This is a genomic window from Phenylobacterium montanum, assembly GCF_018135625.1.
Taxonomy (GTDB): domain Bacteria; phylum Pseudomonadota; class Alphaproteobacteria; order Caulobacterales; family Caulobacteraceae; genus Poindextera; species Poindextera montana.
The window spans coordinates 1,621,659-1,640,224 of sequence record NZ_CP073078.1; the positions used below are offsets into that span (position 1 = coordinate 1,621,659).

An 18,566-nucleotide genomic window follows, 5' to 3' on the forward strand; every position below is an offset into this window, starting at 1 on the left:
CGGGCGGCCTAGTGGCCGCCCCTGGGGTCGGCGGCCGCCGCCACGAGGTCGAGGCGCGCTTTCCAAGGATCGGGCTGGGCGACGACTGTCCCGTCGGGCCTGAAGTCGAGGATTTTGTCCTTGCCGGGGTCATAGCGCGGCCATTCCGGCAGGCCCGGGCCGTTGGGATCGCCGGTCTTGGCGAAATTGGCCCAGTAGGTGTTGGCCGCCCTGGCCACCGCCTCGTCGCCCGCCGTCAGCTTGTCGCCGTACTTGGCCGAAACCGTGTCGAACACATAGGGGATCTCGGTGGCGTGCGGCGCGCCGGCCTTCCACTCCGCCCTCATGGAGTCGGCGACGTAGGAGAAGCGGAACTCCCAGGTCGGCAGGCCCTGCGCGCCGATGGCACCGGCGACGAAGCGGGCCGGCTCGACCATCATCTGGTCCATGGCCACCTTGCTGGCCACCGCGCGGACATTGCCGCCGCCCTCCGGATCATAGACGGCCAGGGCCTTGGCCTTGTCGCCGCCCAGGGGAGCCACGGCCTGGTCCAGGGTCTGGGCGAAGGAGAAGCCGATGTCGTCGCTGTTGGCCCCGATGATCACCGGAACCTTGGCCTGGGCGCCGGCGCGATAGGCGTCGTCAGGCGACTGGGTGACGATCCTGCCGTCGAACATCGGCCCGCCATAGGTCGGCGCGCCGCCCGGCTGCATCATCGACACCAGGTTCAGGTTGTCGACCACCGCCTCGGCCGGCAGCGCGCGCAGCTTGGCCAGGGCCGCCGCGTCGGTTCCCTCGACGCCGTGCTTCTTGGCGAAATTGACGCCGATGGTCTCGGCCGAAGGCATGTTAGGCAGGTCTTCGCTCAGCTTGCGCGGCCCCATCAGCGAGCCCCGGCCGCCGCCGGATTCGATGATCGCCTTCTGGAACAGCCCCTTGGCCAGGGGTGAGGTCAAGAGCATGTGCACCGAGCCGCCGCCGGCGGATTCGCCGAATACGGTAACGTTGTCCGGATCGCCGCCAAAAGAGGCGATGTTGCGCCTGACCCATTTCAGAGCGGCTATCTGGTCCATGTAGCCATAGTCGCCCTTCAACTCGGCCGGATGCTCCTTGGTCAGGGCCGGGAAGCCGAAGAAGCCGAAGCGGCCCAGGCGATAGTTGAAGCTGACGAACACCACCCCCTGCTTGGCGAAGGGCGCGCCGGAATAGACCGCCGGCGAGGAGCCGCCGTTGACGAAGCCGCCGCCATAGATCCAGACCATCACCGGCAGGTTCTTCGGCGACGCCTCGGCCGGCCGCCAGACGTTCATCACCAGGCAGTCCTCCGCCGGCGTGGTCCCCAGCGGCGCCGCATCGCTGGCGAACGGCTTTTGCATGCAGTCATGGCCGTACTCGGTCGCCTCGCGCACCCCGCTCCAGCGCGCCGCCGGCTGCGGCGGGCGCCAGCGCAGGTCGCCCACCGGCGGCGCGGCGAAGGGAAAGCCCTTGAACGCCAGCACCCCGTCCTGGACCGAGCCCTTGAGCGCGCCGCTTTCGGTCTTGACCTGCACCGGGGCCGGCGCGGCCGCCGCCGCGCCCGCGAGGGCCGCTGCGGCCAGGACGGTCGCCGACGATACCAGGCGCTTGAAACTCATGAAGTCCTCCTTGGGTCCCGCCCAGCGCGGACCTTAGCATTGGTCAAAGGCGCCGGGGCCAGGCCGGCGTCGACAATCAGCACTGTCCCCGAAACGAACGACTTCATCAAATCCGCCTCGTCAAAGGAGGTGGGACCGCTCCGGCCTGGAGAGCGGCCCCCGATCGGGGAGGACGCCGCGAGATCAGAACTTGGCGCCGAAGCGAACGCCCCAGGTGCGCGGATCGCCGAAATTGACTGTGCCGTTGGTGAAGGCGTTCACGTTGGTCGTGACCGCGACGTTGGTCACGTTGATGCTGTCCTCGAGGTTCCGGACGAAACCCTGCAGGTACCAGACATCGCCCGGGGCGCTGTAGGTCAGGCTGAGGTCGGTCTTGGTGAAGCCCGGCTGCCAGAACTGGGCCCGCAGCGCGGTCGAGATCATGGCGTAGCGGTCGGAATAGCGCGTGCGGACATTGGCGATCAGGCTCGCCCCGTTGGACAGCGGCTGGGTGTAGGTATAGCCGGCCGTAAGGGTGACGTCGGGCGAGTGGTCGAGCTTCAATCCGGCGAAATTGACGCCTGACACGATCTCCCAGTCGGCATAGCGCGCGTCGAGCCAGGTCGCCGAGAAATCGAAGCGGTTGCGCGCATCGAAGGCGTAGAGCCCTTCCAGCTCCAGCCCGTCCACCTCGGCCGAAGCCGCATTGGTCGTCACCTGGCAGGGTCCGCCGCAGATGTTGGACACCTGGCTGAGCTGCAGATTGTTGTAGTCGTAGTGGAAATAGTCTGCGGTCAGGCGCAGCGTGTTGTGCAGCAGCTTCGACTTCACCCCAGCCTCGTAGGCCGTCAGCGTTTCCGGCTGATAATACAGAGCCTTGGTCGGCAACGGGTTGTTGCAGTTCGGCATGCCGGCGGCGCAGCCGTCGTTGAAGCCGCCCGCGCGATAGCCGGTCGAGGCGGTGAAGTAGAGCATGGTCGCCGGCGTCAGGTCGAAGTCGGTCCCGGCCTTCCAGGTGACCTTCTGCGTCTTCAGGTGCGCATCGTTCAGGCTGTCGGTGGCTGGGTTGAAGGGCTCTCCGACCGCGCCGTGGAAGATGGTCGCCCCGTGGCGGAACTTGTCGTCGTCGGTGGCTCGGACGCCGGCCGTGATCCGCCAGCGGTCAGTGAGCGAATAGGTCGCCTGTCCGAACTCGCCGACGGACTGCGAGCCTCCCGGGGTCTGCGGGAAGCCGAAGAAGTAGCCGGGCGCGCCCGGGGTCTGGCTGATCAGGCCATAGAGCAGGAAGTCGATGCCGTAGTGCTCGCGGAAGTAATAGAGCCCGGCCTGCGCCTTCAGCCGGTCGCCCGAATAGGCCACCCGCACTTCCTGCGACTGTTCATTGTAGTTGCCGGTGAAGGAGTTCGGCACGACGATGTTGGGCTGCAGGGTCGGCGATAGGTAGACCGCGCCGATCCAGCTGCTGCCGGCGTCGTCGCGGCTGTACCCGCGATAGCCGCCGAGCCAGGTGAAGGTCCAGTGGCCGGCGACGCTCCAGTTCAGCTCGCCCATCACGCCCCAAGTGACGTCGTGATTGTAGGCGCTCCGGACGTCGGCATAGGTCTTCTTCAGCTCATCGGAGGCGTCGCGGCTGACATAGGCGGGATCGACGCCGCGCTCGCCTGCGACCGGGGCCTGAAACGGCAGCTGGAAGAAGTTCGAGGCCAGGACGTTGCTCTGCACGCCGCGGATGCTGGAGACGTCGCCGCGGACCAGCAGGTTCAGCCGGTCGTTCGGCTTGTAGAGCAGGCTGACGCGGGCAGAGGCGTTGTCCTTGTCCTTCGGCAGCTTCCAGCTCTGCGAAGCCGCCTGGGTCACATAGCTGTCGCGGGCGTCGTAGTTGCCGGCGACACGCAGGGCCAGGACGTCGTTCAGCGGCAGGTTGACCATGGCCGTGGCCTCAGTCGTCGAATAGTCGCCCAGGGTGACGTCGGCGCTGGCCGCGTAGGCGAACTTCGGCTTGGCCGAGATCACGTTGACCACGCCGGCGGTGGTGTTGCGACCGTACAGCGTTCCCTGCGGCCCCCGCAGAACCTCGACCCGATCGATGTCGAAGAACGAAACCTCCTGCGCCTGCGGCCGGGCGATGTAGATCCCGTCCAAGAGGAAGGAGGCGGACGGGTCGCCCTTCTCGGTGCCATCGGTCGAGGTCACGCCGCGGATGGTGATCTGCAGGCCGTTCGCCCGGTCGATGCTGAGGTTCGGGACCGTTTCGGCCAGCAGGGTCGGGTTGGTCACCCCTTCGGTCTTCAGGCTCTGGCCGGTCACCGCGGTCAGGGCGATCGGCGTCTTGGAGGCCAGCGATTCGGTGCGGTTGGCGGTGACCACCACCTCCTGGATCGGCGAGGCCGGCTGATCGGCGGCCCAGGCCGGCTGCACGGCTGCAGCCAGCGCCAGGGCCGGGACGCCCGCCGAAAGCATGAAAAGGCTTTTGATGCGCATGGCCGCGCCCCTCCCCTCAGATGCCGGTCCTTGGACGGCCGGTCGCCGGCTTGGCGCCGGCCATTGATGTTGGCTCGGAGCTAAGAGGTCAGGGCGAACGTTGTCAATCAGATTTTGACAACGTTACCCCCGATTTTGACAACGTTAGCCCGATGCCGTTGCAGCGGGGCTGCGAGAACCAGTCTGGGGAATGGGAAGGCTCGACGGCTGATGGCGAATGGGCGGAAGATGAACAAACTCAAGGCTGAGAATCGGACCTGCATGGCCGCGCGCCAGACCAGCATCAAGGACGTGGCCGAGGCCGCCGGCGTCTCGTTCAAGACCGTCGCCCGGGTGCTGAACAACGAGCCGCACGTGCGGCCGGAGCTGCGCGAGCGGGTGCGGGCGGCGGCCGAACAGCTGGGCTACGCCCCTAACGGCGCCGCGCGGGAGCTGGCCGGGGGGCGGACCTTCCTGATCGGGCTGATGTTCGACAATCCCAGCGAGAGCTACATCAGCAAGTGCCAGACCGGGGCCATCACCCGTTGCCAGGAGACCGGCCATCATCTGGTCGTCGAACCGCTGGAACCCGGCGACGATGTCCCACGCACCCTGGACCTGATCCTGTCTCGCCTGCGGGTCGACGGGCTGATCCTCACCCCGCCGATCTGCGACGACCCGTTCGTGCTCGACGCCATCGAGCGGGCCGGCGTCCGCTATGTGCGCATCGCGCCGATGAACGAGGTCGAGCGCACCCCGTTCGTGGCCATAGACGACTCCCAGGCCGCCTATGACATGACCCGCCACCTGCTGGCCCAGGGCCACCGCGACATCGGCTTTGTCGCCGGCCCGGCGGGGCACGCCGCGTCGCCTCGCCGCCTGAGCGGCTTTTTGCGGGCGATGGGCGAAGCGCGCTTGGCGGTCTCGCCCAAACGCATCGGCCAGGGCGACTTCTCCTTCGAGTCGGGCATGATCGCCTCTGCGCCGCTGCTGGCCGGCGAACGCCGCCCCACGGCCATTTTCGCTGCCAATGACGACATGGCCCTCGGCGTCATGTCGGCCGCCTCGCGCGCCGGCCTGGCCGTTCCGAAGGAACTTTCCGTGGCAGGGTTCGACGATTCCGAACCGGCCCTGATGGCCTGGCCGGAGCTGACCACCATCCGCCAGCCGATCGCGGCCATGAGCGCGGCGGCGGCCGACATGCTGATCGAGGCCTCGGGCAAAGGCCAAGCCTGGCCGGTCCCAAGCCGCCAGCTGGACTACAAGCTGATCGTCCGCGGCTCCACCGCCCCGCCGGGCTGCTGAACCGCCGCCGTCGAGCCGCGCACCACCAGCTCGAACCCGAACGAGCGTGTCTCCGGCTGCAGGTTCGCGCCGTCGCGGCCGCTGCGTTCGATCAGGAACTGCGCCGCCGCCTGGCCCATGTCGGCCATGGGCTGGCGGATGGTGGTCAGCATCGGCCAGGATTGCCGCGCGCCCTCGCTGTCGTCGAAGCCGGCCACGGCCAGCTCATCCGGCGTCGAGAGCCCTGCCCGTGAAGCGGCCGACATCACCCCCAGGGCCATGTCGTCATTGGCGGCGAAGATGGCCGTGGGCCGGTTCGGCAGGGACAGCAGCCGGCTCGCCGCCCGCAGCCCGCCGAGGAAGGTGAAATCGCCAGGCGCGATCAGCGCGGAATTCACCACGACCCCACGGCGCTCAAGCGCCCGGATGTATCCGGTCTGCCGGCGCAGGGCGTCCCCGTGGTTCGCCGGCCCCTGGATGAAGCCGATCCGCCGATGACCGAGATCCAGGAGGTGGTCCGTGATCGCCTCCCCGGCCGCCACGTCGTCGATGCCGACCGAGGGCGCGCGGCCCGGCTGGTCGTCCGGGGCGATGCGCACATAGGGAAGGCCGCGCTGATCGAGCCAATCCAGCACGGCGGGGTTGTTGCCCAGCGGCGGCAGCAGGATCACCCCGTCCACCCGAAGCGAAGAGAGCGCCTTGCGCAGGCCGGTCACCGGATCGTCGCCGCGAAAAGTCGGCAGAACCACGACCAAATGGTAGTCGCTGCGTCGGCACTGGCGGATCGCCCCGCGCTCGATCTCGGCCACATAGTGCGGGATCTGGCCGGCGATCAGGGCCAGGACATAGGTGCGCGCCTCGGGCAGGCCCCGCGCCGACGGATTGCGGCGGAAGCGCAGCTCGGCGATCGCCGCCAGCACCCGCTCCCGCTTGTCCTCGCTGACGAACTTCCGCCCACTGAGCACGCGAGAGACGGTCATCACCGAGACGTTCGCCCGCGCTGCGACGTCCTTGATCGTGGCGGCCGCCAATCCAGACTCCCGTTCGCCCCCGCCCGAAACTGCCCATGCGAGGGCTAGGCCGTCAAGGCGCGCGCACCATTCCAGGTCAGGCTGGCTATGGCGCCAGAAGCCGCCCGTCGCCGAGGCCGGCGCGAAACAGGGTGATGTTCTCGACCGCCAGGAAGCAGTGCTCGCGCATCAGGGCCTCGGCCCGCGCCCCCTCCCCGCGGACCAGGCAGGCGAGCACGGTCTCGTGGTGCCGCTGCGCCGCCAGGAGGATCGCATACTGCCGCCGCGTAGCCTCCGGATCGTCTCTATCCTCCAGGAAGGCGCCCGCGCTGGAAAATGGCGTCTGGTCGTTGATCTTCAGCGCATGGATCAGGGGCGCGTTGCCGCTGGCCTCGATGATGGTGCGGTGGAAACGCTCGTTCTGCTCGGCCCACAGCCCGCCGTCGTCGGGGGTCAGGGCGTTCTTTTCGAAGATCGCCGCCGCGCAGGCGATGCAGTCCTCCAGCACGCCGCGATCCGCATCCGAAAGGCCAGCCTCCGCCACCTGACGCGCGGCCACCCCCTCCAGCACGCCGCGCAACTCGGTCGCGTCGAGGATCTCCTTCAGCGTCACTTCGCGCACCACATAGCCGCGCTGGTTGGCGGTCGGCGTGACCAGCCCCTCGCGCGCCAGGATCTCCAGGGCTGAGCGGATCGGCGTACGCGAGACGCCCAGGGCCGCGGCCACCGGCTCCTCGGCCAGCCGCTCCCCGGGCTGGAAGCGGCCGGTCAGGATCATTTCGCGGAGCTTCAGCACGAGTTGGGAGCGCTGGGACATGGACCGCTGCATATCGCACCCCTCCCGGCTTGCAAACGGTCGGCGATCGACTGTTTTTTGTATACATATCGTGCGCGCCGCGCAAACCCACCCGTGGATCGCGAACCAAAACATCACAATATAGGTCGTTTTTCCGGATATTTGGTCTGGATGTCTCACCCCGCCCCACACCCCTTGCCGACCACGCCTTCATAAATGTATACATTTTAGCGGATCAACCGATCGATCCACCCATCAATGACGCGGCCGCGCCGAACGGCCCAGGCGAGGAAGCCCATGACCGCACAGGCCCAGCTGGCGACAGCCCGCCACGCAGCACCCGAAAGCTCGCCAGCGCCCTTCCAGTCAGCCGGTCGCCTGCTGCACGGCTATTCGATCGAAGTCACCGGCGCCGACCGCACCGTGGCCGAGGCCTGCGACAGCGACCTTCCGATCGGAACCGAGGTCTTCATCGCCTTCACACCCGGCGAGCGCCCCGAGCGCGTAGTCCAGGCGGCCCGCCGCCTCTCGGCCGCCGGCCTGACGCCGACGCCCCACATCATCGCCCGCGCCATGACCAGCCAGGCCATGCTGGAGCGCCTGCTCGGCCGCCTGGCCGACGAAGGCGGCGCGCGCCAGGCCCTGGTGCTGGCGGGCGATCGCGCCGAGCCCGCCGGCCCCTATCACTGCAGCCTCGAGTTGGTGGAAACCGGCCTGTTCGAACGGCGCGGCTTTCGCCGCCTTGCCTTCGCCTTGCACCCCGAGGGCCACCCGGCCGTCGGGGCCGCCGAGATGCGTCAGGCGCTGCAGGCCAAGCTGGCCGCTGCCCGCTTCCGCGGCCTGGAGGCGCGTCTGGTCAGCCAGTTCACCGTCGACGCCGCGCCGATCCTGCCCCGCCTGCTGGCCCTGCACGGCGAGGCGCCCGGCGCGACGGCGCGGATCGGCCTAGCCGGCCCCACCGATCCAGGAATGCTGCTCAAATACGCCCTCTACTGTGGAGTCGGCGCGTCGCTCAAAGGCTTGCGCAACCACGGCGAGGCCCTGGCGCAGCTGAACCGCAATGGCAGGGCCGACCAGATCCTGGCCGACCTCGCCCTGGCCCTTGACGCGGACACCCTGCCGTTGCCCCGCATCGAAGGGATCCACCTCTTCACCTTCGGCGGGGTGGCCAAGTCGGTCGCCTGGGCCAACCGGCTGATCGCCGAAGCCGGCTGCGCCTGAAAGCCCCGCCCGCCATGCCCAAGGACGCCGCCCCGCCCCAGTTCCTGATCACCCTCGCCTGCCCCGACCGGCCGGGCATCGTCGCCGAGGTCGGCGGTTTCCTGGTCGAGCACGGCTGCAACATCGTCGAGAGCGCCCAGTACTTCGATCCCGACAACGGCCGCTTCTTCCTGCGCACCGCCTTCCAGTCGCTGCGCGGCCAAGGCCTGGCCGATCTCGAAGCCGCCTTCGCCCCCATCGCCGAGCGCCGCGCCATGCAGGCCCGCTTCTTCGACTGCGCCCAGCCCATGCGGACGGTGGTGATGGTCTCCCGCCTGGGCCATTGCCTGAACGACCTGCTTTTCCGCCACAGCATCGGGGCCCTGCCGATCGAGGTGCGCGCGGTGGTCTCCAACCACCCGGACTTCGAGGACCTGGCCCGCCGCCACGGCGTTCCCTTCCACTTCATGCCAGTGACGCCCGAGACCAAGGCCGCTCAGGAGGCCAGGCTCGCCCAACTGATCGAAGACGAGGGCGTCGAGCTGATCGTGCTCGCCCGCTACATGCAGGTGTTGTCCGAGGATTTCTGCGCCCGCTATCCCGGCCGCATCATCAACATCCACCACTCGTTCCTGCCCAGCTTCAAGGGCGCCAAGCCCTATCACCGCGCCCACGACCGCGGGGTGAAGCTGATTGGCGCCACCGCCCACTACGTCACCGCCGACCTCGACGAGGGCCCTATTATCGAGCAGGGAGTCGAGCGGGTGCGCCACAAGCACCGCGCCGACGACATGGTCGCCATCGGCCGCGACGTCGAATCCGTGGTCCTGGCCCGGGCGGTGCGCTGGCACGCCGAGCACCGCGTTCTCATGAACGACCACCGCACCGTCGTCTTCGAATAAGCTTCAGATCAGCCCCCGGGAGAACCCCATGAGCCAATCCCTCGAAACCCTGCTGCAACAGGTCGGAAACCCTGTCGGCCACCTGCGCAACTCGCAGATCGGGGCCTACGTCTATCCGGTGGTGCCGAGCGAATTCAGCAACTGGCGCCTGGAGCAGCGCGCCTGGCGCGAGACCGCGGTGCTGTTCGACCAGTCGCACCACATGTGCGACCTCCTGGTCAAAGGCCCGGACGCGTTCCGTCTGCTGCAGGGCCTGACCATCAACAGCTTCAAGGGCTTCAAGCCCGGCAAGGCCAAACAGTTCGTGCCTTGCAGCCACAGCGGCCACGTGATCGGCGACGTGATCCTGTTCTACCTGGCCGAGAACGAGTTCCTGCTGGTCGGCCGCGCCCCCACGGTCAACTGGGTGCAGTTCCACGCCGAGACCGGCGGCTATGACGTCGAATTGGACCGCGACGACCGCTCGCCCTCGCGCCCCGGCGGCAAGCCGGTGATCCGCCGCCGCTATCGTTATCAGATCCAGGGTCCGAACGCGGCCAAGGTATTCGAGAAGCTGAACGGCGGCCCGATCCCGGACGTGAAGTTCTTCACCCTCGACGAAATCCGCATCGGCGGTCGCCAGGTCCGCTGCCTGCGCCACGGCATGGCCGGCGAGCCGGGCCTGGAGGTCTGGGGTCCCTACGAGGAGGGCGAGGAGATCCGCGAGACCATCCTGGAGGCCGGCCGCGAATTCGGCCTGACCCCCGTGGGTTCGCGCGCCTACGCCACCAACACCCTGGAATCCGGCTGGATCCCCTCGCCCCTGCCGGCCGTCTATACGGGCGAGCCGATGAAGGCCTATCGCGAATGGCTGCCGGCCACCGGCTACGAGGCCACCGGCTCGATCGGCGGCAGCTTCGTCTCGGACAATATCGAGGACTACTACCTGACGCCCTACGAGCTGGGCTACGGCCCCTTCGTCAAGTTCGACCACGACTTCATCGGCCGCGAGGCCCTGGAAGCGAAATCCAAGGAGCCCCAGCGCCGCAAGGTCACCTTCGCCTGGAACCCGGACGACGTCAGCCGCATCTACGCCTCGCTGTTCCAGCCCGGCGCGCCGCACTTCAAGTACCTGGACCTGCCGCTGTCGAACTACGCCTCGTCCAACTACGACCAGGTGACCCTGGGCGGGAAGGTGGCCGGCCTCTCCATGTTCACCGGCTTCAGCTACAACGAGCGCACGGTGCTTTCGCTGGGCATGGTGGACCCGGAAGTCGAGCTGGGCGATGTCCTGACCCTGACCTGGGGCGAGCCGGACGGCGGCACCCGCAAGACCACGGTCGAGCCGCACGAGCAGACCGAAGTCCGCGTCCGCGTCTCTCCGGTTCCCTACGCCCGGGACGCGCGCGAGGGATACCAAGCCGGCTGGCGCACCCGCTCCGTCTAGGGCTCGGTCATCGACGGCGGGTCGCTGGCGGGGAACCCCTCTTCCAGCGCCTCGTCCAGGCGGGCTTCCTGCTCGGCCCGCAGGCGCTGGTTCAAGGCCACACTCCGGTTCATGGCCTCGACCTGCTCCGGCGTGGACCCGGCCTGGTGGCGGGCCTTCCACTCGGCCTGCGGCATGCCGTAGATCGCCTCGCGCGCCTCGTCGCGGCCCACCTTCCCGCCGGACGCCTCGCTGACCCAGTCGGCCAGGCAGTTGCGGCAGAAGCCGCCGGCGATCATCAGGTCGATGTTCTGCACGTCGGTCCGCATCCGAAGGTGCTCGACGAGACGATGGAACGCCTGGGCGGCGAGTTGATCGTCGATCTTGGGCATGGAGCATCGGCCTTTCGCTGTGCGCAGAGTTTACGCCGCCGGAGCGACGCATCGAGCGAAAATCGGCGTCCCCGTCGGCCAGGACAGCGTTGACCTCGATCAAGGCCGAACTCCACGGTTGGACCAAACAATCGCGCAACCTGAGATGCCGATCCTTGGGAGCGGCGATCTGAAAGGCCAACCGGAGGCCGCCTCTTGGTCAGCGCTGATTTCGTGGACATCGGCGCGGCCCTTGGGGTCGGCCTGCTCATCGGGGCCGAGCGCGAGCGCCGCAAGGGCGAAGCGGCCAACCGGGCGTCCGCCGGCCTGCGCACCTTCACGGCGGCGTCCCTGGCCGGCGCGGTCGCCATACTGGCCGGCGGCGCGCCGCTGCTGGCCGTGACGACGGTCGCGGTCTCCGCGCTCGCCGCACTCGCCTATTGGCGCAATCGCGATGACGACCCGGGGCTGACCACGGAAATCAGCCTGGTGCTCACCGTGCTGCTGGGGGGCCTTTGCATGCGCGACCCGCGCCTGGCGGCTGGGGTCGCGGTCGTGGTCGCCGTAGTCCTGGCCGCGCGCACGCCGCTGCACCATTTCGTCCGCCGCGTCCTCAATCAGAGCGAGGTCGCCGACGCCCTGGTCTTCGCCAGCGCGACGCTGGTGGTGCTGCCCCTGGTTCCCGACCGATCGATGGGCCCCTATGCGGCGCTGAACCCGCATGCGATCTGGATCGTCGTGGTCCTGGTCCTGGCGATCGGCGGGATCGGCCATATCGCCGTGCGCTGGCTGGGAAACCGGTTCGGGCTTCCGGTCGCAGGCCTGGCTTCCGGCTTCGTCTCCAGCCTTGCGACCATCGGCGCCATGGGGGCCGAAGCGCGCAAGACGCCAGGCAATCTGGGGCCCGCCGCCGCCGGGGCCGTGCTTTCGACGCTAGCGACCACCATCCAGATGGCCGTCGTCATCGGCGTGGTCGACATCGCCACCCTGAGGGCCTTGGCGGCGCCGCTCCTCGGCGCCGGAGCGGGCGCGATGCTCTACGCCGCCTTCGTCACGCTCGGCGCCCTGAGGCGCGCCGACGCCCAGCAGGCGACGGCGGGACGGGCGTTCAGCATTCGCACCGCGCTGACCTTTGCGGCGTTGTTGTCGGGCGTGATGCTGGCCACGGCTGCGCTCAGGGAATGGTTCGGGGAAGCCGGCCTGATCGCCGGCGCCGGCCTGGCCGGCCTCGTCGACGCCCATGCCGCCGCGATCTCGACCGCCACGCTGGTCGCCTCCGGACGGCTCACGCCGGACGACGCCGTCCTGCCGATCCTGGTCGGGCTCTCGGCCAATTCCGCCAATAAGATCTTGTTCGCAACCGCCGGCGGCCGCGCATTCGCTGTGCGCGTCGTGCCGGGCCTGGTCCTGGTGGTCGCGGCGGCTTGGCTGGGCGCGCTGGCTCCTGGCCTGTTCGGCCAGCGCTGACCGTCGCATGATCTGGCTCAACGCCCGGCAGCCGGCGCCAGGGCCTGAGTAGGCCATAATCGTCGAGGCGGAGGTCGGGGACGATGATGGCTTTCGAGAGTCAGGGGCTTGGCGAGGACGAGGCGCTGGCGCGCCTCCAAACGGACGGCCCCAACCAGCTGCCGGATCCGGATCGGCGGGGCGTCCTGCGCATCGTCGGCGGCGTATTGCGCGAACCGATGTTTCTGCTGCTGCTGGCCGGCGGCGGCGTCTATATGGCGCTGGGCGACCTGCGCGAGGCCCTCGTGCTCGCGGCCTTCGCCCTATTCTCGGTCGGCATCGCCGTGATCCAGGAATATCGCAGCGAGCGGGTCCTGGACGCTTTGCGCGACCTGACGAACCCCTCGGCGACGGTCGTGCGGGATGGCGTGCGCCGGCGCATTTCCAGCCGGGACCTGGTGCGCGGCGATCTGATCTCGGTCTCCGAAGGCGAGCGCGCGCCGGCCGACGCCATCCTGCGTTCCGGCGCCGACGTGGAAATCGACGAAAGCCTGCTGACCGGAGAGTCCGTGCCGGTCGTCAAGCACCCGTCCGAAGGCCAGAGCGCGCTCGAGGCCCCTGGCGGGCCCGACAGCGCCGCATCGCTCTATTCTGGCACGATGCTGGTCCGGGGGCAGGGGCTGGCCGAGGTTGTCGCCACAGGGCCGCGGTCCGAGATCGGGCGCATCGGCAAGAGCCTGCGCGCGATCGAGACTGAGCCGACCCGGCTTTCCCGCGAGACCCGAAAGCTCGTCGCAGCGGCCGGCTTCGGCGCGTTCCTGGTCTGCGGCCTCGTCGTATCGATTCTGGGCTTCGTTCGGCGGGACTGGCTCCAGGCGATGCTGGGCGGGATCTCCGTCGGCATGTCGATGCTGCCGGAAGAATTTCCCCTGGTGCTCACCGTCTTCATGGTCATGGGGGCATGGCGGATCTCGAAGGCGAAGGTGCTCACGCGCCGCGCCACCGCGATCGAGACGCTCGGCTCGGCCAGCGTGCTCTGCACCGACAAGACCGGCACCCTGACCGAGAACCGCATGGCTGTGGCCAGCGTCTGGATCGGCGGCGAGGCGTCCCCCTGGCGCTCGGACGCGGCCTCGCAAGCCGAACGGCGCGTGGTCGATCTCGGGGCCTTGGCCAGCGCGCCCCACCCGTTCGACCCCATGGAATTGGCCTTCCACGCCGAAGCAGGCCCAGCGCTGCAAGCGGAGCGCTCCCTTGTGCGCACCTATGGCGTCAGCGCCGGCTGCCCTGCGATGGGCCAGGTCTGGCGCAGCCCCGAGGGCGAGCGGATCGCGGTCAAGGGCGCGCCGGAGGCCGTAGCCGGCCTGTGCCGCTTTGGTGACGCCGAGCGCGAGCGGGTCCTGCAAGCGGTCGAACAGATGGCGACGAAGGGGGCCAGGGTGCTCGCCGTCGCGGAGGCCAAGGTCGAACCCGGGCCGCCGCAGGGCGACCTGGCCGGGTTCACCCTCCGCTTCGTCGGCCTGGTCGGGCTGGCGGATCCCTTACGCCCGGGGGTCGCCGCCGCCGTCGCCGAATGCCAGGGCGCCGGGGTCCGCGTCGTCATGATCACCGGCGACCATCCCTCCACCGCCCGGGCGATCGCGACCGAGGCCGGCATTGCGGGCGGGGGCCTGCTGACAGGCTCCGATCTGACCCTGATGTCGGATGCGGCGCTGGCGGAGCAGGCGCGAGGCGTGAGCGTCTATGCCCGGATCCTGCCGGAGCAGAAGCTGCGGATCGTGCGCGCGCTCAAGGCCGCCGGAGAGGTCGTCGCCATGACCGGCGACGGGGTCAACGACGCGCCGGCGCTCAAGGCTGCGGATATCGGCGTCGCCATGGGCTCGCGCGGTACGGATGTCGCCAGGGCGGCGGCCGATCTCGTCCTGCTCGACGACCAGTTCGCCTCCATCGTCGCGGCGATGCGCCACGGGCGGCGGATCTATGACAACCTGCAGAAGGCGATGGGCTTCGTCATCGCCGTGCATGTCCCGGTCGCCGGCCTGGCCATCCTGCCGCTCATGCTGGGCATGCCGATGTTTCTCGCCCCGGCGCACATCGCCTTTCTCGAAATGATCATCGACCCGGTCTGCTCGCTCGTCTTCGAGGCCGAACCCGAAGAACAGGGACTGATGCGGCGCCCGCCGCGCGATCCGGCGCAGCCGCTTCTCAGCCGCCGCGCGCTCGCGGCCCGGGGGGCGGAGGGCGTGTGCGCCCTGGTCGTGGTCGCGGGGGTCTACGCCGCAGGCGTCTCGCTGGGGCTGGATGACGGTTCGGTCCGGGCCTCGGCCTTTCTCACCCTGGTGTTCTCGGTCTTCAGCCTGGTGATCGCCAACAGGACGTTCGGCTCGGTCGGCCAAGCCGCCCTGCGCATGAATCGCCTGCTGGGGAGCGTCGGCGCCGTCGTCCTCGCGGCGGTCGTCGCCGTCATGACCGCGCCGGCGCTTCGAGAGCTGTTCAGATTTGGACCGCTGAACTGGCAGGGCCTGGCGGTGGCCATCGCCGGCGGCTTGGTCAGCCTTGGGCTTCTGGATCTGCTCAGGCGAGCCACACGTTTCCGGGGCGCACGGACATCCGGCGTCGCCGCCTGATCCCGCCGCGCCCCGGGAAGGCCCTTGAGGCCTCGGACCGCGTCAGCCGCGTTCGCCCTTCGCCTTCTCGCCGGCCTCGCCCTTATGGTCCATATGACCCATATGGCCCCTGTGGCCCTTGTGGCGCATGTGCATCATTCCGCCGTGGCCAGCGGGCATGCATCGATCCTGGCCCTTGTGTTCGCACGGCGGGTACTGGGACGGAGCCGGCCCCTGGGCCGCATCATAGGCCGGCTGCGCGGCGGCCGAAGACGCCAAGGCCAAAACGGCCGAGGCCGCGATCAAAACTTGCTTCATGGCATTCCTCCTTTGAAGTCGGAAACAGACTACGCGGACAAAGCTCATTGCAGGCGCCTGAAAAGCATCAGTCGCCGCGCGCGGTGAGGTCGGGTGACGACGCGTTCGCCGAGAACGTCCTCGATGTAGAATTGGTTGATCAGCAGGATCATGACAACCGTGATCGGCGCCGCCAGGAATACGCCGGCCGGCCCCAGCAACAGCGCGAAAACGAAGGTGGAGAAGATCGAGATCACCGGCGGCACGTCCACCGCCTCGTCCTGGACATACGGCGTGATGAAGGTGCCCTCGATGAAATGCACCGCCCAGAACAGGAGCACGACCACCACGGCCTTGATCGGCTCCTGCAGGAAGCCGATCACCATACCCGGCAGCGCGCCCATGATCGAGCCCACATAGGGAATGAAGGTCAGGACCGCGGCGGTGAGGCCGAGCGCGAGCGGGGCGTCTATGCCCAGCGCCCACAGCCCCAGGCTGGCCAGCAGGCCGACCGCCAGCATGACGACCAGCCGGCCGAGCAGCCAGCGGCGAACGCCGTCGGCCAGCACGTCCAGCACCTGGGCCGTGCGCGCCCTTCGGGCCCCGGGGACCAGGGCCAGGAAATCGCGGCGATAGCGCGCCGGGTCGATGGCCAGGAACACCCCGCCGGCGATCATGACCAGCGCATAGGTCAAGGCCTGGCCGACCCCGCCGACGACGCCCGCCAGAAGCCGCGGCCCCGGACCGACAGCTGCGTTCTTCAGGGCGTCGGTCGAACGAACCGCCAGGTCGTGGCCGAAAGCGCTGGAGTCGAGCGCGGCGCGCATCTTGGCCAGGCCCGCCGGCAGCTTCTGCGCCAGTTCGTCGTACTGGGCGGCCATCATCGCCCCGAACACTTCGATGGCGAGCCCCAGCACGGCCAGTGCGCCCACGACCGCCAGGGCCAGGGCGAGCGACTTTGAGAGCGGGGTGCGCCGGTCGATGGCGTCGGCCACGCCCCTGAAGCCGACCGCCAGGACGATCGACCCGAAAGCGATCGAGAGCACGTCGCGGAGCCGCCAGAAGGCCAGCGCGAGCGCCACGACGGATACGACCACCACCACGCGCGCGAAGAAATCCCAAAGCGAAGCCCTGGACACGCGCGCCTCGGCGAGAAGAGGGCCCTCGTCGGCCATGATCCTCAGGACTCGTCCCACGACGAGTTCAGGCGACAGGGTGCGCGGCTGGCGCCGGCCACGGCTGCGCCGTCCTTGGTCTGGGCCTTCGTCCAGCAGACCGGGCCCAGCGTCAGTTGCGAGGCCTGGGCGGAGCCGAGCGCATCCGCCGCCGCCGGCGCCTCGAGCCCGGCCGCCGCCAGCGCAGAGGCCCGCGAAGCGCGCAGGGCGACGCTCGCCGGCGCAGTCTTGACCGTCACCCGGTAGCTCAGGACGCCGCCGCCGAATGCGGGCGTGAAGCCTTCCAGGCAGACGGTCTCGCCACAGGTCGACCAGAAGATCGGCTCATCGCGCCCAGGCTTGCGCGGCGAGAATTTGGGAAGGCGCTGGCTGTCGCCCGCCTGCGCCAGTCCGGCATTGATCCGCTCGCGCACCTGCTCGATGGAAGGATAGAGCGCGGCCTTCGGGTCGGCCGCGGCGACCATCTGGTCGAGCCCGTCCAACCGGCGGCCATAGACCCGCAACGCGAGGTCGATCAGGCCGATCGAGGCGCGCTGGCGGAAATCTTCCTGCTGTTCCGCACAGGCCACCGTGAAGGCCTCGCTGTCCACCAGCTTCAAGTCCGGGCTCGCGGACGCCAGGCGCACGCCGCGCCAAGCGCAGGCCAGGGCAGGGTCGGCTTCTATTCCCGGGCACTGGTCCTTGGTCTCATAGCAGGCGGCGAGCACAGCCTGTTGCTCGATGTCGCCGCTCAGCGCCCCGTGCAGGTGCTCCGGGGCGCCCTTGACCGCCGCGCTCTGGTGTTCTTCGCAGGCCGCAAGGCCCATCGTGGCTGCGGCCATGGCGACCGCGGTCAGCACGGATATTCTTCTCGGCATGGCCGCATCCCTCTTCGACGCGGCGCAGGATTGCGCGTCGCCAAGGCAGCGGGCCTTGATTTTGCTCAAATCGCCGACCGTTCCCCTGTCGTCGGCGCGTCCGCGGCCCGTCTTCGAAGGGTCAGTGAGGCTGGCCGGCGGGCGGAGACGGATTGACCCATCGCAAAGGACGGCCGGCCCTTCGCCGCTAGGCTCTCCTCCACCTGTTGCGGCGATGGCCGCCGGCAACGCGACGCAGGAGGCTGAAATGCTCGCCGACACCTCGACCGACACGGATCGCTGGCAAGCCCTCCGGTCCAGCGTACGCACGATCCTGGTCCATGCGCAGCCGCAGAGCGCGGCGGAGCCGCGGCTCGCGGTCGCCGCGTCCCTGGCGCGCCAGATCGGCGCCACCCTGTTCGGCTTCGCCGCCGAATGTGTGCGCGAGGTGGGGTTTGGCGATCCCGCCGGCATCGTCACCGACGAGTGGATGGCCGAACTTGAGCGCCGCATCGACCTGGACCTGAGCGCCGCCGAACAGGCCTTTCGCCGCGCGGCTTACGATCTGAAGACCGAATGGATGGCCATCAGGGGTATGCCGGCCCAAGAGTTGGCCAAGGCCGCCAGAGGGGCGGAGCTGATCGTGGCCGGCGGATCTGCGCCCGACGACGATGACAGCTTTCGCTGGTGCGACCCGGCTGAACTCGTTGTGCTTTCGGGACGGCCGGTGCTTGTCGCCCCGCCGACCGGCGGCCGGCTCGCCGCCGAGGCGGTGGTCGTCGCCTGGAAGGACACACGCGAAGCCCGCCGCGCCATCGGAGACGCCTTGCCGTTCCTGAAGGGCGCGCAGGAGGTCGTGGTGCTCGAGGTCTGCGACAGCCTGGACTTCGGCAACGCCCAGGCCCGCACCTTCGGCGTGGTCGAAGGGCTGAAGCGCCATGGCGTCGAAGCCCGCGCCAAGGTCGCCATCGCTCCGCCGGACCAGGTGGCCCAGCAACTCGGCGCGACGGCGGGCGAGATCGGCGCCGACCTGATCGTGGCCGGCGGCTACGGGCATTCGCGGCTCGGCGAATGGATCTTCGGCGGCGTGACACGCGACCTGCTGACCCGGCCGGACAGGTTCCTGCTGCTGAGTCACTGAAACCGACGCCCGGCGACGAAGATCAACCTTAGATAGGCGAACAAA

Annotated in this window: 15 protein-coding genes; 7 read left to right on the forward strand and 8 right to left on the reverse strand. The window is 69.1% G+C overall.

Annotated elements, in window-relative coordinates; genetic code table 11:
* Nucleotides 1–8: 8 nt before the first annotated feature.
* Nucleotides 9–1,613 carry a carboxylesterase/lipase family protein gene (locus KCG34_RS07130; RefSeq protein WP_211939692.1) on the reverse strand — a complete coding sequence of 535 codons (1,605 nt, stop codon included), beginning with the start codon at nucleotides 1,611–1,613 and terminating at the stop codon, nucleotides 9–11.
* Between the two features lie 183 nt (nucleotides 1,614–1,796).
* Entirely contained in the window at nucleotides 1,797–4,073 is a 2,277-nt protein-coding gene (locus KCG34_RS07135; RefSeq protein ID WP_211939693.1) for a TonB-dependent receptor, read from the reverse strand.
* A gap of 228 nt (nucleotides 4,074–4,301) precedes the next feature.
* Here KCG34_RS07135 and KCG34_RS07140 point away from each other — a divergent pair, with 228 nt between their 5' ends.
* Entirely contained in the window at nucleotides 4,302–5,357 is a 1,056-nt protein-coding gene (locus KCG34_RS07140; protein ID WP_249138249.1) for a LacI family DNA-binding transcriptional regulator, read from the forward strand.
* On the opposite strand, the gene KCG34_RS07145 is transcribed toward KCG34_RS07140, so the two are convergent.
* The gene (locus tag KCG34_RS07145) at nucleotides 5,312–6,367 is read right to left on the reverse strand and encodes a LacI family DNA-binding transcriptional regulator (protein WP_211939694.1); all 1,056 of its coding nucleotides are present in this window, start codon (nucleotides 6,365–6,367) and stop codon (nucleotides 5,312–5,314) included. The genes KCG34_RS07140 and KCG34_RS07145 overlap by 46 nt on opposite strands.
* Nucleotides 6,368–6,452: 85 nt before the next feature.
* A complete protein-coding gene (locus KCG34_RS07150) occupies nucleotides 6,453–7,163 on the reverse strand; it encodes a GntR family transcriptional regulator (protein WP_211939695.1) in 711 nt (236 codons plus the stop codon).
* Between the two features lie 276 nt (nucleotides 7,164–7,439).
* Between KCG34_RS07150 and KCG34_RS07155 the strand changes: the two genes are divergently transcribed.
* The 3 genes from KCG34_RS07155 to ligM are packed head-to-tail and all read left to right on the forward strand — an operon-like array spanning nucleotide 7,440 to nucleotide 10,670.
* Nucleotides 7,440–8,363: a methylenetetrahydrofolate reductase gene (locus KCG34_RS07155; protein ID WP_211939696.1), complete on the forward strand. Its 924-nt coding sequence runs from the start codon at nucleotides 7,440–7,442 to the stop codon at nucleotides 8,361–8,363.
* Between the two features lie 14 nt (nucleotides 8,364–8,377).
* The gene (gene purU, locus KCG34_RS07160) at nucleotides 8,378–9,244 is read left to right on the forward strand and encodes a formyltetrahydrofolate deformylase (RefSeq protein ID WP_211939697.1); all 867 of its coding nucleotides are present in this window, start codon (nucleotides 8,378–8,380) and stop codon (nucleotides 9,242–9,244) included.
* 28 nt (nucleotides 9,245–9,272) lie between these two features.
* Nucleotides 9,273–10,670, forward strand: a complete 1,398-nt coding sequence (gene ligM, locus KCG34_RS07165) for a vanillate/3-O-methylgallate O-demethylase (protein ID WP_211939698.1) — start codon at nucleotides 9,273–9,275, stop codon at nucleotides 10,668–10,670.
* On the opposite strand, the gene KCG34_RS07170 is transcribed toward ligM, so the two are convergent.
* Complete coding sequence (locus KCG34_RS07170; protein ID WP_211939699.1) at nucleotides 10,667–11,041, reverse strand: DUF1244 domain-containing protein; 375 nt, start codon at nucleotides 11,039–11,041, stop codon at nucleotides 10,667–10,669. The two genes, ligM and KCG34_RS07170, sit on opposite strands and share 4 nt — an antisense overlap.
* A gap of 195 nt (nucleotides 11,042–11,236) precedes the next feature.
* On the opposite strand from KCG34_RS07170, the gene KCG34_RS07175 reads away from it, so the two are divergent.
* Nucleotides 11,237–12,487 (forward strand): MgtC/SapB family protein, encoded by a 1,251-nt coding sequence (locus KCG34_RS07175; protein WP_211939700.1) that lies wholly within the window; start codon nucleotides 11,237–11,239, stop codon nucleotides 12,485–12,487.
* 86 nt (nucleotides 12,488–12,573) lie between these two features.
* A complete protein-coding gene (locus KCG34_RS07180) occupies nucleotides 12,574–15,093 on the forward strand; it encodes a cation-translocating P-type ATPase (protein WP_249138250.1) in 2,520 nt (839 codons plus the stop codon).
* 42 nt (nucleotides 15,094–15,135) lie between these two features.
* On the opposite strand, the gene KCG34_RS07185 is transcribed toward KCG34_RS07180, so the two are convergent.
* From KCG34_RS07185 to KCG34_RS07195, 3 genes are read right to left on the reverse strand one after another with little or no spacing between them, the layout of a single operon-like run.
* Nucleotides 15,136–15,390 carry a hypothetical protein gene (locus KCG34_RS07185; protein WP_211939702.1) on the reverse strand — a complete coding sequence of 85 codons (255 nt, stop codon included), beginning with the start codon at nucleotides 15,388–15,390 and terminating at the stop codon, nucleotides 15,136–15,138.
* A gap of 44 nt (nucleotides 15,391–15,434) precedes the next feature.
* On the reverse strand, nucleotides 15,435–16,544 hold the full coding sequence (locus tag KCG34_RS07190; protein WP_211939703.1) for an AI-2E family transporter: 1,110 nt from the start codon (nucleotides 16,542–16,544) through the stop codon (nucleotides 15,435–15,437).
* A 5-nt stretch (nucleotides 16,545–16,549) separates the two neighbouring features.
* Nucleotides 16,550–17,383 carry a hypothetical protein gene (locus KCG34_RS07195; protein WP_211939704.1) on the reverse strand — a complete coding sequence of 278 codons (834 nt, stop codon included), beginning with the start codon at nucleotides 17,381–17,383 and terminating at the stop codon, nucleotides 16,550–16,552.
* 265 nt (nucleotides 17,384–17,648) lie between these two features.
* On the opposite strand from KCG34_RS07195, the gene KCG34_RS07200 reads away from it, so the two are divergent.
* Nucleotides 17,649–18,521, forward strand: a complete 873-nt coding sequence (locus KCG34_RS07200) for a putative universal stress family protein (protein ID WP_211939705.1) — start codon at nucleotides 17,649–17,651, stop codon at nucleotides 18,519–18,521.
* The last annotated feature ends 45 nt before the right edge of the window (nucleotides 18,522–18,566 follow it).

Bases quoted from the DNA above. Each gene is read 5' to 3' on its own strand.
- KCG34_RS07130 (WP_211939692.1), bottom strand. From the start codon at position 1,613: ATGAGTTTCAAGCGCCTGGTATCGTCGGCGACCGTCCTGGCCGCAGCG.
- KCG34_RS07135 (WP_211939693.1), bottom strand. From the start codon at position 4,073: ATGCGCATCAAAAGCCTTTTCATGCTTTCGGCGGGCGTCCCGGCCCTG.
- KCG34_RS07140 (WP_249138249.1), top strand. From the start codon at position 4,302: ATGAACAAACTCAAGGCTGAGAATCGGACCTGCATGGCCGCGCGCCAG.
- KCG34_RS07150 (WP_211939695.1), bottom strand. From the start codon at position 7,163: ATGTCCCAGCGCTCCCAACTCGTGCTGAAGCTCCGCGAAATGATCCTG.
- KCG34_RS07155 (WP_211939696.1), top strand. From the start codon at position 7,440: ATGACCGCACAGGCCCAGCTGGCGACAGCCCGCCACGCAGCACCCGAA.
- purU (WP_211939697.1), top strand. From the start codon at position 8,378: ATGCCCAAGGACGCCGCCCCGCCCCAGTTCCTGATCACCCTCGCCTGC.
- ligM (WP_211939698.1), top strand. From the start codon at position 9,273: ATGAGCCAATCCCTCGAAACCCTGCTGCAACAGGTCGGAAACCCTGTC.
- KCG34_RS07170 (WP_211939699.1), bottom strand. From the start codon at position 11,041: ATGCCCAAGATCGACGATCAACTCGCCGCCCAGGCGTTCCATCGTCTC.
- KCG34_RS07180 (WP_249138250.1), top strand. From the start codon at position 12,574: ATGGCTTTCGAGAGTCAGGGGCTTGGCGAGGACGAGGCGCTGGCGCGC.
- KCG34_RS07185 (WP_211939702.1), bottom strand. From the start codon at position 15,390: ATGAAGCAAGTTTTGATCGCGGCCTCGGCCGTTTTGGCCTTGGCGTCT.
- KCG34_RS07190 (WP_211939703.1), bottom strand. From the start codon at position 16,544: ATGGCCGACGAGGGCCCTCTTCTCGCCGAGGCGCGCGTGTCCAGGGCT.
- KCG34_RS07200 (WP_211939705.1), top strand. From the start codon at position 17,649: ATGCTCGCCGACACCTCGACCGACACGGATCGCTGGCAAGCCCTCCGG.